Origin of the sequence: Hymenobacter crusticola (genome assembly GCF_002154225.1) — a bacterium.
Classification (GTDB): Bacteria; Bacteroidota; Bacteroidia; order Cytophagales; family Hymenobacteraceae; genus Hymenobacter; species Hymenobacter crusticola.
Genome location: NZ_MTSE01000009.1, coordinates 45,410 through 61,712, shown reverse-complemented (window position 1 = coordinate 61,712; position 16,303 = coordinate 45,410). Strand labels below are relative to the sequence as shown.

Genomic DNA, 16,303 nt, shown 5'->3' with positions numbered 1-16,303 from the left:
GCGGCTTTTTTGTTGGACATAAGTCTATTGGTTACGCTATTCGACCCAGATCGACTCGATATCCAAGCTAGGCGCTGTACCCTCCGCACCCGCGTCGAGGATAAGTTGCAGTACTTCTACTTCACTTAGCACCAATGGTTTTGGGGCGGCCGTAGTTTGGAAGGTGAGCGGCAAGAAGCTAGGGTATGGCCGCGGAATCAGAAGCAATGCATCAGGCCGGAGGCTGGCCAATGGGACGCGAATTTCCTGCATTACTTCCGTTACCGGTACGGCAACGGAGTACGCGGCGGCATCTTTGGTGGCTAGCACCACTTTCACCCTAGCGCCCGGTTGGCTAGCGCGGGCCTTCACCACCAGTTCCTTGAAGCCGCTGAGTGCCGTAGCCCGCGCCTGCATTTTCTGGCCTAGGTAGGCACGCAGGGCAATGGCCGGACCAGGCTCGTTGGCAGGCTCGCCGGTGCGCGGTGTCGGTACCAACAAGCGCAAGTTGAGGGTGCCCGCCGCACTAGTCACGTAGTCGCTATAGCTGCTGCGGGCTAGCCTTGCTACGTCTACTTGCTCTTTATCGTCTTGTGCGTTGAAGAGCGTGAGCGGGGCGTTGGGAGCCACTACCGATACTTCCCAGTGCTCATTGTGAAAATAATCCCAGTCGCGGGGCGTTCCGGCAAAACCACCGGGAAACGTTAGGGCTTGCTGGGGCTTGCGCACTACAATCCAGTATTGCAACAGCCCGGCTCGCATCAATTCAGCGGGCACCGCAGCAGTGGCGGTGAGCAAGGTGGGGCGCGTCATGGGCAGCACCCGCGTAGCACCGTAGTACGAGCGCGCCACCAGCATCACGCTATCAGCAGCATCAGCACCAGCAACTTGCGCCATGACTTGCAACGGCTGCCCGGCCGTAGCTTGCACGGCGGGCGTGTGCACCACTTGGGGCGGCAGGTTGGTGGCTGGCGGAGCCACAAACTCACCTAGCTTCCGGTTGTTCACGACGGTTTGAGCGGTCCAGGCAGCAGTCGTTTTGCCGGAGGCTGCTAGCAAGTATGCGCCGGGGCGCAGTACCACGTTGCCGTTGGTAGCGGTTCCGTTGAAGGTGTTGCCCTCGTTCAGGCCTTGCACCGTGAAAGCGGCACCTAGGTCGGGTAAGGTTACGCGTATGGGTTGATCGTTCCACACGATCTGCGTGACGATCTTTTGCAGTGAAGTACGCTCAAACGGGTCGCGCAACGCTACGGCATCGGGCATCACTTCTAAGCGCCACACGCCAGGCGCTAGCTTATCCAGAAAGTACGCCCCCGTGCCTTGGTAGCGCACCACCGGCGACGAACCTACGCCTGCCACGTGCTGCAAGCTAGCTGCTTGGCGCGGCGCAGTTTGAGTGGAACTGGTATAGAAAAAGTCTGCGGCCGTGTTCATCTCGCTCAAGCCCTGGCGGTAGCTCACGCGGAAAGCATCGAACAGCGAGTCGGCGGGGTAACGCGGAAAGCTTTGGCCGCGCTTTACGTCGTGGAACACCCGCGAGGCAATGAGCAGGCTCAGGGCTTTGGAAGGCGTGTAGGCTAGGTTGAGGTAATGCGTTTGGTATTCGGTGTTGACGTAGGCAATGGCCATGGGGTCGTAGGCGAACTGCGTGGCCCACTGGAAACCGGCCGAGCGGAAGCTGCGGGCCATGAACGGGTACATCACCGGTTGCAGAATATCGGCCGACTCAAACTCGTACACCATCTTGGCTCGGCGCTGGAAGCGTGCATCTTTCTGGTATGGGATAGGATACTGATCAACAAAAGGCAGGAAGTTGCCGCGTAGCGTGTGGCCGCTCACCAGCCCCTGCGGGTACCATTGATAGGTCAGTCCGTCGACGTTGGCGTTTAAAATGGCGTCGTGCACGCTGGGGTTTTCGGCGATGTTGTAGAACACCGGCTTACGGCAGCCCGTGGCCCGAATAGCCTGCGCCATGCGGTTGGCAAACGACGTTACTGGTTCTTCAGGCTTGCGGTAGCTAGGTTCATTGCACACCTCAAACGCAATGATGTCGGGGTCCTCGCGGTTGAGCAGTTTGGTGTACGTGTTGCGATGGTTCAAAAACTGCGTCAGGTAGTTTTCCTGCGCCCGAATGGCCCGCGGGTTGGTGTAGGCCTGCTGCTTGGAGTAGATGCTGGAAAAGCCAGGCCCCGTGTTGGTGGGCTCCGGGTAGGCGTTGCCCCAGTAGGCAATCGGCGTCAGGATGGCCTTGATGCCGCGCTGCTTCAGCTGCGCCACCAAATAGTCGAGCAGGCGCAGGTGCTCATTTTCCTGAAGGTTGCCGAGCGTGTCCGTGATTTCAATGTCCCATACGTGCACCCGAAAAGCGTCAAGCCCTAGTCGGGACAGGTGGTACACGTCTTGGGCAATGGCTTGCTCGGGCGAGACACCTAGCTGCTGGTGCGCCCGGTAGGCATAAGCGAATGGAGTTGTGTAGTTTACGCCAAATAAGGCAACTTCTTGCTTGCCCTGCTGCCAGCGGAGCACTCCCTTCTTATCCACGTACACATCGCCCTGCTTGGTTTGTTTGGGGCGCTGGGCAACAGCGGGGGTTAACAAAGCGGCCCAACAGAAGGCGAGCAGCAAGACCGTGAAACTCTTGTTCATGTACTAGTTAACTGATAAATGATGAAGGGGAGCAGACCTTTTTCGTGCTTAGGAATGGAAAAAATGGAGCTAGGCCGAGCAGCCAACCCACTTTCATCGACTAGGCTGCTGGCCGAGTAAGCAGGTTGCTTTCGGGGAAAACAGGTACCAGTCGATTGGCTTCTTACCTGCTATTCTTACTAGTCGGGCGAGCGGGCTTCATCCCTTGTTAGCCTCGAAAAAGAATAGGGAGCAACTCTATATTTTTATCTACCAAAATCTTTTCCGTGCTTCGCTACTTCGGCGCCTGTGTATCGTACCTAGCCGAACCCTTTCTTTGTTTGCCACTCTGATTTCGCTTTACCCATGATCCTTATTGCCGACGGCGGTTCCACCAAGAGCAACTGGTGCCAGCTCGATGATGCTGGAAACCGTGTTTATTTCAATACCGAAGGCTACAACCCCGATTTCGTTTCGACGGAAGACGTGGCGGTGTCACTCGACAAAAACTTACCCGACACGCTGCCACGCGACCAGGTACAGCAGGTGTACTACTACGGGGCCGGTGTTTCGTCGGCGGAGAAGGCCGAAAAAATTGCCAAGGCCATGCGCCAGGCTTTCCCCAACGCCGAAGTGCACGTCGACCACGATTTGCTGGCGGCGGCCCACGCCCTGCTCGGCGACACGCCCGGCTTTGCCGCTATTCTCGGCACGGGCACTAACTCTTGCGTGTACGACGGGGAAAAAGTAAGCTACAACGTCGATTCCTTGGGCTACTTCCTGGGCGACGAAGGCAGCGGTTCGTTTATTGGTAAGCGCCTGCTGCGCGACTATATGCGCGACCTGCTACCCGACGGCTTGCAGACCATTTTCTGGGATACCTACAAGCTAGAGCGCGACGACATCTTGGACCGGCTGTATAATCAGCCTTTGCCCAACCGGTTCCTGGCTAGCTTCGCCAAGTTTGCCTACGACCACAACAACATCAGCTACTGCCGCGAGATTGTGGTAGAGGGTTTTCAGGCGTTCTTCAAGAACATTGTGCTGCATTACCCCAACTACCAGTCGTACACCTTTAACTGTATCGGCTCGGTTGGCTACAATTTCCGCGATGCGCTGGCGCAAGTTGCCAACGAGTACGGTATGAAAGTGGGTAAAATCATCCGCTCCCCTATCGATGATTTGGTTACCTACCACGCAACGTACAAGAAGTAAGGCTGCGTGCTGAAGATCAATGCTTAGACAGGTTAATTGGTTGATTACCACTCTACCTAACCAATAATAAAAAGGCCGGCTCCCAGGTGGGAGCCGGCCTTTTTACCGGGTTGTTATTACGGCTTGACATAAGCCCCTAGGCCCTAACAAGAGCAGCCAGTCCTTTGGCAATCGACTATTTAGCTTAATGCCTTACCAGCACGCGCGTGGTTTGTTGTTGGGTACCGGCTGCCAAGCGCACCAGATATACGCCGTTTGCTAGGTCGGCGGTGGAGAGAGTCAGCTCGTGCGCGCCGATGCCTTGCTGTGTGGTAGTGGGCAGCGTACGCACGGTAGCACCTAGCAAGTTCGTCACCGTGACGCTGACCGGGGCCGCACGCTCTAACTCATAGCGTAGCGTGGCGGTGGCGTCGGCGGGGTTCGGAGCCGCGCTTAGGCGCAGGGCTGTTTGCTGCGCCGCCTTATTAGCTAGCACCCCTGGCCGCGTGATGCGCCGCGAGGTGTACACAGCGTACTCGCCGGGCTGTAAGGTGATGGCCGCATTCGGGTCCGTCACAACGCGTGTCGCACCGGTCAAGTAGTTATACCACGTGCCGGCCTGTTGGAAACCTGGGTTTACGCTAGTTGGCACCACGTCGAAGTTCCCGATGATGGTCACGTTCAGCCGCGGGTCCGTCAGGTGGATGGTTTTGCCCGCGCCCGCGAGTTGCTGGGTATAGCTAGCCGGGTTTTCAAACACCGGCTCATTGATGCGCAACGCAATCAGGCTGCGGTACACCTCGTAAAGCTGTTTGCGGGCCGGCACCTGCTGGTAATCCCACCGGATGGGCTTGTTGGCGGTGCGGCACTCGTCTTTGACAGAACCATCAGGGCAGCTGTTGATGCTGAAATCATAGCCTAGCTCCCCGAACTGCCACACCATCTTGGGGCCGGGTACGGGGAAGAAGAACGCCGCGGCCATTTCGTCGCGGGCGAGGGCCGTGTTCAGGTTCTTCACGCTGTAGGCGCCGGCGCTATTGCCATAGGCGACGTTCTTAAACGTGAGGCGCTCCTCGTCGTGGCTTTCCATGTAGGTTACTAGGTTGGGCTGCGTCCAGGTGCGGGCGCCATAGTAGCCGCCACTGAAATCCCAGCGGTCGGTGTAGCCCATGGTAGCTTGATTGTAACTGTCGTTCATGTTGCCCCACAACAGCATACCTAGGTCGGCCAGTACTTTCTCCTCGTCGTTGTTGCCGAGGTGTTCCAGGATGATGAAAGCGCCGGGGTCGGCTCCAACGATCGTGTTGCGGTAATCCTGCCAGATGTTCACCCGCGACTGATCATACTTATTCCACTCATCCACGTTTGCGCTTTGCTTTTGCGTGAAGCCCTTAGAAAGATCGAAGCGGTAGCCGTCAATGTGATACTCCTGGAGCCAGTACTCCATCACGCGCTTGCTGAAATACTTGGTGTACGGGCTTTCGTGGTTGAAGTCGTAGCACACGTTGAAGGGGTGCGTGGCGTCTTGGTTAAACCATGGGCTGTTCGCCGCGGGCTTGCCGGTAGCGCCATTAAAGTAAAGCTGCACCATGGGGCTTTGCCCGCAGGAGTGGTTTAGTACCATGTCCATCACCACGGCCATTCCGCGGCGGTGGCACTCATCAATCAGGCGCTTCAGGTCGTTTTTGGTGCCGTAGTACTTGTCGGGCGCAAAGTAGAACGACGGGTTGTAGCCCCAGCTCTCGTTGCCTTCAAACTCGTTAAATGGCATCAGCTCAATCGCATTTACCCCGAGCCGCTGCAAGTAGCTGAGCGTATCGCGCAGGGTTTGGTAATCATGGCGCGCCACAAAATCGCGCAGGAGCAGCTCGTAAATGACGAGGTCTGTTTTCTTCGGGCGCTGGAAGTTCGTAACCTGCCAGTTGTAGCTAGGTTGGTCGGTTTGTAGCACCGAGACGTTGCCCGTCGTGAGCCCCGCAGGGTACGCCTTCAAGTTAGGATACGTGACAGCCGGAATGTACTGGTCGTCGGTGGGGTTCAGGATCTTTTCCGTGTAGGGGTCGGCCACGCGCAACTGTCCATCTACCAAAAATTGGTAAGCATACTCTCGTCCCGGGGTCAGGCCGGTGATATCGAGCCACCAGTCTTTGCCATCGGGCGTGCGATTCATGACCTGGGTGGGCTGCCAACCATTAAAATCGCCGAGCACATACACGAATTGCTTTTCGGGCGCCGTAAGCTTCAGGCGGACGGAAGTGCTGGAAAGGTAGGTTACGCCATCCTTAGTGCCAGCGGGCAGGACAGCCGTAGGTACGTCGGACGAACGCACGATGAACACCACCGAGTCGGAAACGGTCTGCGCGCCGCTGTTGCCTTGAATTCGCACCACATTGCGGCCAGCCTGCGTTAGGGGCAACAAGTACGAGATGGTAGTAACGCCATACTGGCCCGATAGCAATGCCTTGTTCAGGTACACTTCTAGGCGAGAGGAGGCCGAAGCCGCGGCGCTTACCGTCACGGTAGCCCCCGCCGTCACGAACTGTGGGTTGCCGCCCGTAACAGGGCTCGTGATGCGCACGGCATAGCCCCCCTGAAACACATCCACGAAAATATCGGAGCCCCCGTCGCCGCGGCCGATGGTATTGCCGGCTGCGTCCTTGAACAGCATACCGAGGCGGAGAATCTGCTCTGCGGCAGGCACGTTGTAAAACGTGCGCGGCGTGAAGGTGATGGTGTACAGATTGGGGTTGGTGGCGCTGCGCGTCATGAGCGCGGCGGGGTCAGCCTGGTTGAAGTTTGGGCTTTTCACGTAGCGCCAGTTAGTGTTGCTGGTGCTAAGGTTGGTTACTACCCCCGTCCAGATGTAGACTGGCCCGGTGAAGTTGGCAAGCCCGGCGTTGCCTTTGGTAGCGTCGAAGGTGAGGGTAACGGGTGTATCATCGCGGAAGAAGTAGGGCTGCGTGGTGACCACCTGCGCCTGGGCAGATGCTAGGCCAACAAGCAACAGCAGCCAGATCAGGCCCGACAAGAGTCGAAGTTTATGCATAAAAGAAGAGGTGGAATGGTGGTAAAAAGGAGAAGTAGATACGCATACGAGCAGTTGGCCGCCAAGTGGACCGTCACTTTTGTTTATAGCTTTGGGACCTAGCTAGCTCTATTTTACTAGTCGAATAATTGGGCTACATCCCTAGCCTTCTTTTGTTTAGTTATGCCGCGTTGCTCTGTTTCCTCCTTTTTTGCTGCGTGGCCCAAGATTGTGCTTCTCGCCAGCGTCGGTTGGCTCTCGCGGGGGCAAGCACGCGCCCAGGCTTCTGCCTACCAATCGTTTTCTTCCACTGCTGACTCTGTTCGGCCCCGCCTTACGGCCCAAACCGTGCTGCGGCGCCCACCATCCGCCCCCGATTCTGCGCACCTAGGTCGGCGACTTCCCTTGTTGGCGGGTGGCTTGGCGGTGGCGTACACAGGCGGCCTGGTGCTGCTGAGTGAGGCCTGGTACACGGGCCCGCGCACTCCGTTGCATTGGTTTAATGACTGGCCCGAGTGGAAACAGCTCGACAAGGCCGGGCACTTCTGGGGCGCGTTCCACGAAAGCCGTGGGGCCGTGGATATGCTGCGTTGGACGGGCCTCCCCGATAAGCAGGCCATCTGGTACGGCGGCTTCGTGGGCTTCTTACTGCAAAGCCCAATCGAGCTGCTCGACGGCCGCGACCCCGCTTACGGGGCCTCCGCCACCGACCTAGCCGCTAATTTCCTTGGCTCGGCGGCGCTAGTAGGGCAGCAGCTTACGTGGGGCGAAGTGCGCCTCATGCCGAAGTATTCCTTTCATACCACCCGCTACGCCCAACTACGCCCCAACGTGCTCGGCAAATCGTTGGGAGAGCAATACTTAAAAGACTACAACGGCCATACCTATTGGCTTTGCGCCGATCTAGCTGCTTGGCTGCCAGCGCAAAGCCCTTGGCCCAAGTGGCTGCAACCAGCCGTTGGCTACGGCGCACAGCAAATGGTGTACAACGACCCTAGCCGCAACGCCGCCCTAGGGCTGCGCGCCTACCGCCAATATTATCTCACCCTCGACATCAACTTGCTTCGTATCCCTACGCGTAGTAAGCTCATACGCCGCGTGTTTTACGTGGCCAGCATTTTTCATCTCCCAGCGCCAGCGCTGGAATTTAATAACCGGCGGGGCTTCGTCGTGCGCGGCCTGTACTGGTAGCGCGTAACTGAGTAATGGAATGACCTTCCGTAGTTAGCGAGGCAGCCAACAGTGCCGAAGATGGCTCTTCAGTTCTTGTTGAACGACCTTCCTCTGCTACTCAATTGTTCGTCTACGCAGCTACTCTCTTGCTCCGTTACCCTTCGTTGAGATCTTTCCGGGCGCGCAAACGTTACCTTTACCCCACACCCAGCAACAAGCATCATGAATGTAGGAGACCGAGTACGCCTGCTCACCGGTCGTGAGGAGGGCATCATCACCCGCCTGCTCGACAACGACCTGGTAGAAGTAGCCATTGATAATGATTTCACGATTCCAGTATTGCGCCGCGAAGTAGTGGTGGTAGCGGCTGAAGAGCAAAAAGCTTTTGGTCAAACGGCTACTGCTATTGCTGCTGAGCGCAATGCGGCGGCGGCTGGCACCCGCCAGAACACCCCTAGCTCTACTACTAAGCCAACACCTGCTGCTTCCAAAACCGGAACAAAAGCGCCGGCTCCCGAGCCCGTGCGCGTGCAGAAAGGTTTGTACCTAGCTTTGGTACACCAGTCGCCGGAGCTGCTAGCGACCTACCTCGTCAATAACACCGATAGCGACTTGCTCTTCACCTACGGCGAAGACCGCGAGGGACAATACCGCGGCTTGTCGTCGGATAAGCTAGGTCCGAAGGCAACCAGTCGTCCGCTGGCGCACTGGCACTTAAAGGACTTTGAACAGTGGCCGGCCGTCATTATTCAGCTCCTACCGCACCGCGTAAACGGCAACACAGCGTTTGAGCTGCTAACCAAACGCCAGCAGTTCAAGGCAGCTACCTTTTACAACAGCCGCCAGCAAGCGCCTATTTTGCAAAAAGAAGCGTATTTGTTCCAGCTGGATGAAAAGCCCGCTGCCCCCGTTGTGCTAGCCCCCGAGAAGCTGGCCGAGCAGCTCAAGCAGCAACTGACGGGCAACACGCCTCCCAAGCCCGCTGCCATAGCGCCCGCGCCGGAGCCGGTCAAAGCCATCGTGCCGCCATCGCACGAGTTCGACTTGCACCTAGAAGCGCTCAACCCGGAAGCCCTAACAGCAGAGCCGCCGCTGAGCAATACGGCCATGCTCAAGCTCCAGATTGATGCTTTTGAGGATGCTCTGAGTCGTGCCCTGGCTACCAACATGCACGAAATCGTGTTTATTCATGGTTCTGGCAACGGCACGTTGCGCAAGGAAATTCATAAGCTGCTGAGTCGTAACAAAGACATCAAGTTCTTCGAAGATGCGCGCAAGGAAAAGTTTGGCTACGGTGCCACCCTGGTGCGCCTGAAGTAAACGGTTGCTTCTCCTCTCGCTACACTACCTAGGTACAGGACTAAAGCCTGTAGGCAGTGGCAACAAACGACCTAGGCGGGCACTCTAGGCGGTGCCCGGCGAGCAGCAGCTAGTAGCGCCTAGTAGGCGCAGGCGTTCAAGCTAGTCGTTTGCCTCAAAAGCAAGCACGACATTTCCGGCGCGCAGCTTGCCGACCGGCGCCCCTGTTTTAGTTTTCCGGTTTTCTTGGTTGTACCTTGCCTAGTGAAGCATCCTGTTTTCTGTTTGTTCCTGCTGTAATGTCTACTCTTTCCCACTCACTAGCAGCTCTTGCCAAAGCTCCTACCGGTATTGAAGGTCTTGATGAAGTCACGGAGGGCGGGCTGCCACGCGGCCGGCCCACGCTGATTTGTGGCACCGCCGGCTGCGGCAAAACGCTGATGGGGATAGAATTTCTGGTGCGGGGCATTCAGGAGTTCGATGAGCCCGGCGTGCTCATGGCTTTTGAGGAAACGGCTGAGGAGCTAGCCTCCAACGTGACCTCACTGGGCTTTGACCTAAAACAGCTACAAGCCGATAAAAAGCTACGCGTCGACCACGTGCACGTCGACCGCTCCGAGATTGAGGAAACCGGCGAGTACGACCTGGAGGGCTTGTTCATTCGGCTCGGGTACGCCATTGATAGTATTGGTGCCAAGCGCGTGGTGCTCGACACAATTGAGTCCTTGTTTTCCGGCTTCACCAACCAGGCTATTCTACGCTCCGAAATTCGACGGCTGTTCCGCTGGCTCAAAGACAAGGGCGTCACTACGGTCATTACGGCCGAACGGGGCGAAGGACAACTCACCCGGCAGGGACTGGAAGAGTACGTATCCGACTGCGTAATTCTGCTCGACAACCGGGTTGTAAACCAAATTACGACCCGGCGCTTGCGCATCGTGAAGTATCGGGGTAGCACACACGGCACAAACGAATATCCTTACCTCATCACCGAGGACGGCCTTTCGGTGCTGCCCGTTACGTCGCTCAAGCTAACGCACGAGGTATCCAACGAGATAGTATCGACGGGGGTGCCGGGCCTAGATGAGATGTTCACGCGTGGTGGTCTGTACCGAGGCAGCAGCGCACTCATCACGGGCACGGCGGGCACGGCCAAAACGACGCTTGCCGCCGCTTTCGCGCTGGAGTCGTGTCGCCGGGGCGAGCAATGCCTGTTCTTTGCTTTTGAAGAATCGCCGCAGCAGCTTATCCGCAACATGCTTTCCGTGGGTATGGACCTGCGGCCGTACGTTGAGCAAGGCTTGCTGCACATCGAAGCCTCACGGCCAACGCTGAACGGCTTGGAGCAGCACCTAGTCACGATTCATAAGCTAATCGGGCAGTACAAACCCCAAACCGTTATCATCGACCCCATCAGCAACCTCGTGTCCGTGGGAAGCTTGGTGGAGGTGCGAGGCATGCTCACCCGCCTAATCGACTACCTCAAGGTAAAAGGTATTACCGCCTTGTTTACGGCCTTAGTGAGCGGCCGCAACGCCAACCAAGAAATGACCGAAGAAGGTGTCTCTTCGCTGGTTGACGTTTGGCTCCACGTGCGCGACTTGGAAGGTATTGGGGAGCGCAACCGTGGCCTGAGTATTCTGAAGGCCCGGGGCATGGCTCATTCCAACCAAGTGCGGGAGTTCCTCGTTACAAGTGAGGGGGTCCGTCTGCTCGACGTGGTACTTGGGCCCACTGGCATCATCACGGGGGCTAGCCGCCATACGCAGTTCTTGCAGGAGCAAGCACTAGCAACAGCGGCTCAGCAAGAAATTGAGCGCCGCGAGCGGGAACTGGAGCGCAAGCGCCGGGTACTGGAAGCTACCATTGCCAACTTACGCACGGAGTTCGAATCAGTGGAGGAAGAATTACGCCAAACCAACCAAGAAGAGGAACAACGACGCGAAGACCTCTCGCAGGGCCGCCGGCAGATTGCGAAGGGAAACCCCGCGCCGTTGGCCGGTAATTCACCTGCTGCTCCTACTCATTCCTAATACCCTATCTAGGGAATGCCTTCGGCCCCCTACTCTTACTCATGGACGAAGAAATTTGGGAATTGCGGTTGTACGTGGCCGGCCAAACAGTTAAATCTGTCACAGCATTAGCCAATCTAAAAAGGTATTGCGAGGAGCACCTGAAGGGACGCTACCAACTGGAAGTTATTGACCTACTGCAACATCCGCAGCTAGCGGAAGGCGACCAAATACTTGCCATCCCGACGCTGGTGCGCAAGGTGCCCTCCCCCATCCGTAAAATTATTGGTGACCTCTCAAATCAGGAGCGCGTGCTGGTTGGCTTAGACATCCGACCCATTGACCCGAAGTAAGCCGCGCGATATGAAACCAGAGCAAGGCGAGGATACGAGCGGGACTGCGTACGTGCTACATTTATATATTACGGGGGTTACGCCCAACTCAACGCGGGCTGTACGCAACCTGAAAGATATCTGCGACCGGTATCTGGCAGGGCGCTACGAGCTTCAAATTGTCGATATATACCAGCAGCCAGAAAAGGCGCAGGAAGCTCGCATCGTTGCGGCCCCCACGTTGGTTAAGCGTAGTCCGGGCGGCGCACGGTGGCTGGTCGGCGACTTGTCGGACCGGGAGCGGGTGCTAGCCCTACTTGATCTTACGCCTGACCCCAACGACCCTTACCTGCATGGCTGATCGTCTGCCGCTTACCACTACTGAGCTAGCCCAGGAGAACGAGCTGTTACGCCAACAGCTGCAAGAGGCCGAGGAGCTTATTACGGCCATCCGCACCGGCACCATAGATGCGCTAGCCGTGCAGGCCGCCGAAGGGCCACGTATCTTCACCCTGGAGGGCGCGGATCAAAGCTACCGCACCCTGATCGAGCAGATGAATGAGGGGGCGCTGCTGCTGAGCCAGGATGCCACGGTGCTGTACTGCAATGCCTGCCTAGCCGGTCTGCTTGGCCAGCGTATGGAAGCCATCATGGGCACCTCTTTCCGAAGCTTTGTTCCTGCCGAGCAGCAGGTCTATTGGGAGCTGCTGCTGGCCGCTGGCTGGGCAGGTCGTAGCAAGGGCGAGATGTCTCTGGCGACGGCCAACGGACTATTGCAGCCCTTTGCGCTCGGCCTGAACGTGTTGTCATTCAACAACACGCCTATGCTGGCCGTCATTGTCACGGACCTATCTGATAAGCGAGAAATCAGCGCCATTCGGGCCCGGGTGGTGGAGCAGAACGACTTATTGGCGCGTACCAACGAAGAGTTGAAAGCGCAGGCCCAGGCCCGGCAAGCGGTGGAGCAGGCCGCCGCCGAAACCAGTCGTATTTTGGAAGGCATTCCGCATATTGCCTGGACAGCCGACCCTAGCGGGCACAACACTTATCTTAACCAGCGCTGGTTCGACTACACTGGGCAGCCTTTGCGCCGCTCTATTCCGCACGACATCCGCGCTCAGCTGCATCCTAGCGACTTGCCAGTGGTTATGGAATACTGGCAGCAGTGCCTACGGACTTCGCAGGCCTTGGAGATGGAATGCCGCATTCGTAGCGCCGATGGCGAATACCGCTGGATGCTGGCCCGGGCGTTGCCCTCCCGCAACGAGCAAGGACAAGTAATTCAGTGGATTGGCACTTATACCGACATTCACGAGCACAAGCTAGGGCAGCAGCGCGAAGCAGAAGCCCAGCAGCAACTACGCACCAACAACGAGCAGCTGATCCGCGTCAACGTGGACCTAGACAACTTCATCTACACAGCCTCGCACGACTTGAAGGCACCCATCACCAACATTGAAGGCTTGGTGTATGAGCTACAGGAGCAGCTGCCGACTGACGGCGAATTAGGGGAAGCCGTAACGCCCCTGCTGAGCATGATGCAAGAGGCCGTAGCGCGCTTTCAGCGCACCCTTTCGCACCTAAGCGACGTCATTAAGCTGCAAAAGGAGCATCACCAGCCTGTCACCCAGGTAGACCTAGCTACCATTATTCAGGATGTGCAGTTGGACTTGCAGCCGCTGATCAAGCAGGCCAATGCGCACGTGGAAGTGAATGTTGTAGCGTGCCCGGCGGTGTCCTTTTCGAGCAAAAACATGCGCTCAGTTGTTTACAACTTGCTGAGCAATGCGCTTAAATACCGACACCCGCAGCGCACGGCACGCGTACAATTGCATTGTCAGCAAAAAGAGGGATATATCGTGCTGGAAGTACATGACAACGGCCTAGGTCTGAACCAAGATCAGCAGGCCGAGCTGTTTCAGATGTTTCGGCGCTTTCACGTTGGTATTGAGGGCTCTGGAGTTGGGTTGTACATGGTGAAGCGAATGGTAGAGAACGGGGGCGGCAAGCTCACCGTCCGTAGTGAGGCTGGTATTGGCTCCACTTTCTCCGTTTACTTTCGGCACGACGCTCAGTTGCCAGCGTAAAGTCCTCTTTTTGGTTTATTTTCACTTGTGCAAGCGCCCTACTCACTGCGTTCTCAATGTCTAAGCTCTCCTGTATTCTGCTGGTGGATGACGATCAGACCACTAACTTTCTTAACCAGTTGCTACTTAAAAAGCTCGGTATAGCCGAGCAGATCCTGGTAGCGCAGGACGGACAAGAGGCCCTTAACATGCTGACCCAGCCAGCCGAGCCTCAGGCACCAACGTACCCAGCCCTGATCTTACTGGATGTGAACATGCCGGGCATGAATGGTATTCAGTTTCTGGAAGCTTACCAGCAAATGCCCCTGTCGCAGCAGCAAGCTATTGTCATTATTATGCTTACGACGTCTCTGCATCCGCGCGATGTTGAACGGGTGCAGCGGCTTAGCATCGTAACGGATTTTGTGAGCAAGCCGCTCACCGCAGAGAAGATGCAAGCTATTTTGCAGAACCACTTTTAGGCGCTCTGCCTACCCGCACCCGTCGCGATTTGGTCGTGGAGGACCTAGGTGGCGTGACAACTGACGCCTCCCTACACTCCTATCCGGCTCCTACGACTCAACGTTCACGGCGTGGATTCGCGCTGCTTGGAACACACGGCATCTACCTTGCGCTGTTGCGGTAGCTAGGGCAAGGTACAATCCTTGCGTACCTTGCGGCTATGCTTCGCACCCTCTTCTTCGGCTTACTTCTTACGGGCACTACGGCAGCCCTTGCTCAGCAACCTTTACCGATTCCGCGCAACCTAGAGGCCACATACGCCAAAGGCACGCGGGCGCCCAACGGACAACCTGGGCCTAGCTATTGGCAGAATACCGCCGACTATGCCATCAAGGTAAACGTTGATCCTGCTTCTCGGCGTATCCTAGGTTCGGTAGCCATTGATTACCAGAACAACAGCCCGGATACGCTTCGGCAGATTCTCTTTAAGCTGTACCCCAACTACTACCAGAAAGGGGCTCCGCGTGCCAGCGCGATCAAGCCAGAGGACGAGACAGATGGCGTGCAGATTCAGCAGATGAGCATCAACGGGCAGGCCTTGGACGTGAGCAAGCTGCGCATTGATGCCACGAATATGCTAGTGCCAGTAGTGAAACCTATTGGCCCCAAGCAGAAAACGCAGGTGCTGGTCACTTACAGCTACACGCTCAACCAAGGCTCACACATGCGCACCGGCGAAATTGAGCCCGGCGCCGATTTTGTGGCGTACTTCTTCCCGCGCATCGCCGTGTACGACGACATCGACGGGTGGAACCGCATTCCGTACACCGGCTCGGCGGAGTTCTACAACGATTTCTGCAACTTCAAAGCCGACGTGACGGTGCCCAAAAACTTCGTGGTGTGGGCTACCGGCGACCTAACCAACGCCGATCTGGTGCTCAATAAAAAGTACGCGAAGCGCCTCCAAGAAGCTGGTCAGAAAGATGGCATCACCACCATCATCGACGCTGCCGACTTAGGCCGGCGCGATATTACGGCGAACAAGCCTCAGAATACCTGGCACTTCGAAGCGCAAAATGTGACCGACTTCGTGTTTGCCACCGCCGACCACTACGTGTGGCAGGCCAGCAGCCTCGTCGTCGACCCCGCTACTAAACGCCGCACCCGCGTGGATGCCGTGTATAACCCTAAGCACAAGGATTTTGAGGAAGTGACGGCCTTTGCGCGCCGCACCGTGGAGGCCATGAGCTACACCTTCCCGAAGTGGCCCTTCCCCTACCCCCACGAAACCGTGTTCGACGGCCTCGACCAGATGGAGTACCCGATGATGGTGAACGACAACCCGCTCGACAAGCGCGAGGACGTGATTACGCTCACCGACCACGAGATTTTCCATACGATGTTCCCTTTCTACATGGGCATCAACGAAACCAAGTACGGTTGGATGGATGAAGGCTGGGCGACCATCGGCGAGTGGGTTATTTCTTCGCTCATTGAGCCCAAGTACACCGATGAATATGGCGTGACGCCCTACGCCCGCGCCGCCGACACCGAAGCCGATCTGCCTATCACCATGCTCACCACCCAGCAGAATGGTACGCCGTTTTTCCTTAACTCTTACCCTAAGCCCGGCCTAGGCTACCTCTACGTGAAGGACTTACTCGGCGACGAGCTGTTTACTAAGGCCCTGCATACCTATATCCGAAACTGGAACGGCAAGCATCCCATGCCCTACGATTTCTTCAACAGCATGAACGCTGGTGCCGGCCGCAATCTCAACTGGTTCTGGCAGCGCTGGTTCTTCGACCTAGGTTACCCCGACCTAGCTATTGCCACTGTCACGAAGCAGGGCAACGGTTACCAAGTTGTAGTCGAAGCGAAAGGCACCAAGCCCGTCCCGGTAGACCTGACCGTGACCTTCGCGGACAATTCTACTCAGAAAATCCACCGCACCATCGAAGTATGGGAAAAGGGCGAAAAGTCGGTAAATGTGACTTTCCCGGCTGATAAAGTGGTGAAGAAGGTGACGCTCGGTAGCACCTACGTGCCAGATAGCTACCCGAAGGATAATGTGTGGGAGGGGAAATAACTAGTTGAGATAAGGCCGAAACCCGTTCAAAACGGAGCACAAGAAAA

The 16,303-nt window shown here is 56.9% G+C and carries 11 protein-coding genes; 9 read left to right on the top strand and 2 right to left on the bottom strand.

What is annotated here, in order from left to right; all coding sequences use genetic code 11:
- Positions 1-36 precede the first annotated feature (36 nt).
- The gene (locus BXP70_RS16980; RefSeq protein ID WP_086595306.1) at positions 37-2,625 is read right to left on the bottom strand and encodes a cellulase family glycosylhydrolase; all 2,589 of its coding nucleotides are present in this window, start codon (positions 2,623-2,625) and stop codon (positions 37-39) included.
- Between the two features lie 345 nt (positions 2,626-2,970).
- Between BXP70_RS16980 and BXP70_RS16975 the strand changes: the two genes are divergently transcribed.
- Positions 2,971-3,819 (top strand): N-acetylglucosamine kinase, encoded by an 849-nt coding sequence (locus BXP70_RS16975; RefSeq protein WP_086595305.1) that lies wholly within the window; start codon positions 2,971-2,973, stop codon positions 3,817-3,819.
- Positions 3,820-4,003: 184 nt separating this feature from the next.
- Here BXP70_RS16975 and BXP70_RS16970 read toward each other — a convergent pair whose 3' ends face one another.
- Positions 4,004-6,844 (bottom strand): DUF4961 domain-containing protein, encoded by a 2,841-nt coding sequence (locus tag BXP70_RS16970; RefSeq protein ID WP_086595304.1) that lies wholly within the window; start codon positions 6,842-6,844, stop codon positions 4,004-4,006.
- 162 nt (positions 6,845-7,006) lie between these two features.
- On the opposite strand from BXP70_RS16970, the gene BXP70_RS16965 reads away from it, so the two are divergent.
- From BXP70_RS16965 to BXP70_RS16930, 8 genes are all read left to right on the top strand, one after another.
- Positions 7,007-8,014 carry a DUF2279 domain-containing protein gene (locus BXP70_RS16965; protein WP_143436545.1) on the top strand — a complete coding sequence of 336 codons (1,008 nt, stop codon included), beginning with the start codon at positions 7,007-7,009 and terminating at the stop codon, positions 8,012-8,014.
- A 204-nt stretch (positions 8,015-8,218) separates the two neighbouring features.
- Positions 8,219-9,316, top strand: a complete 1,098-nt coding sequence (locus BXP70_RS16960) for a Smr/MutS family protein (RefSeq protein ID WP_086595303.1) — start codon at positions 8,219-8,221, stop codon at positions 9,314-9,316.
- A gap of 278 nt (positions 9,317-9,594) precedes the next feature.
- Positions 9,595-11,328 (top strand): circadian clock protein KaiC, encoded by a 1,734-nt coding sequence (kaiC, locus tag BXP70_RS16955; protein ID WP_086595302.1) that lies wholly within the window; start codon positions 9,595-9,597, stop codon positions 11,326-11,328.
- A 41-nt stretch (positions 11,329-11,369) separates the two neighbouring features.
- On the top strand, positions 11,370-11,660 hold the full coding sequence (locus BXP70_RS16950; protein WP_086595301.1) for a circadian clock KaiB family protein: 291 nt from the start codon (positions 11,370-11,372) through the stop codon (positions 11,658-11,660).
- 10 nt (positions 11,661-11,670) lie between these two features.
- On the top strand, positions 11,671-12,000 hold the full coding sequence (locus BXP70_RS16945) for a circadian clock KaiB family protein (protein WP_086595300.1): 330 nt from the start codon (positions 11,671-11,673) through the stop codon (positions 11,998-12,000).
- Positions 11,993-13,726 (top strand): PAS domain-containing sensor histidine kinase, encoded by a 1,734-nt coding sequence (locus BXP70_RS16940; protein WP_086595299.1) that lies wholly within the window; start codon positions 11,993-11,995, stop codon positions 13,724-13,726. The genes BXP70_RS16945 and BXP70_RS16940 overlap by 8 nt, the downstream gene beginning before the upstream one ends.
- A gap of 56 nt (positions 13,727-13,782) precedes the next feature.
- Positions 13,783-14,187, top strand: coding sequence for a response regulator (locus BXP70_RS16935; protein ID WP_086595298.1), 405 nt, complete (start codon positions 13,783-13,785; stop codon positions 14,185-14,187).
- Positions 14,188-14,387: 200 nt separating this feature from the next.
- Positions 14,388-16,256 (top strand): M1 family metallopeptidase, encoded by a 1,869-nt coding sequence (locus BXP70_RS16930; protein ID WP_086595297.1) that lies wholly within the window; start codon positions 14,388-14,390, stop codon positions 16,254-16,256.
- Positions 16,257-16,303 lie beyond the last annotated feature (47 nt).

What these genes read in the sequence shown, in the direction of transcription:
- BXP70_RS16980 (WP_086595306.1), bottom strand. Translation starts at nt 2,625, where the DNA reads ATGAACAAGAGTTTCACGGTCTTGCTGCTCGCCTTCTGTTGGGCCGCT.
- BXP70_RS16975 (WP_086595305.1), top strand. Translation starts at nt 2,971, where the DNA reads ATGATCCTTATTGCCGACGGCGGTTCCACCAAGAGCAACTGGTGCCAG.
- BXP70_RS16970 (WP_086595304.1), bottom strand. Translation starts at nt 6,844, where the DNA reads ATGCATAAACTTCGACTCTTGTCGGGCCTGATCTGGCTGCTGTTGCTT.
- BXP70_RS16965 (WP_143436545.1), top strand. Translation starts at nt 7,007, where the DNA reads ATGCCGCGTTGCTCTGTTTCCTCCTTTTTTGCTGCGTGGCCCAAGATT.
- BXP70_RS16960 (WP_086595303.1), top strand. Translation starts at nt 8,219, where the DNA reads ATGAATGTAGGAGACCGAGTACGCCTGCTCACCGGTCGTGAGGAGGGC.
- kaiC (WP_086595302.1), top strand. Translation starts at nt 9,595, where the DNA reads ATGTCTACTCTTTCCCACTCACTAGCAGCTCTTGCCAAAGCTCCTACC.
- BXP70_RS16950 (WP_086595301.1), top strand. Translation starts at nt 11,370, where the DNA reads ATGGACGAAGAAATTTGGGAATTGCGGTTGTACGTGGCCGGCCAAACA.
- BXP70_RS16945 (WP_086595300.1), top strand. Translation starts at nt 11,671, where the DNA reads ATGAAACCAGAGCAAGGCGAGGATACGAGCGGGACTGCGTACGTGCTA.
- BXP70_RS16940 (WP_086595299.1), top strand. Translation starts at nt 11,993, where the DNA reads ATGGCTGATCGTCTGCCGCTTACCACTACTGAGCTAGCCCAGGAGAAC.
- BXP70_RS16935 (WP_086595298.1), top strand. Translation starts at nt 13,783, where the DNA reads ATGTCTAAGCTCTCCTGTATTCTGCTGGTGGATGACGATCAGACCACT.
- BXP70_RS16930 (WP_086595297.1), top strand. Translation starts at nt 14,388, where the DNA reads ATGCTTCGCACCCTCTTCTTCGGCTTACTTCTTACGGGCACTACGGCA.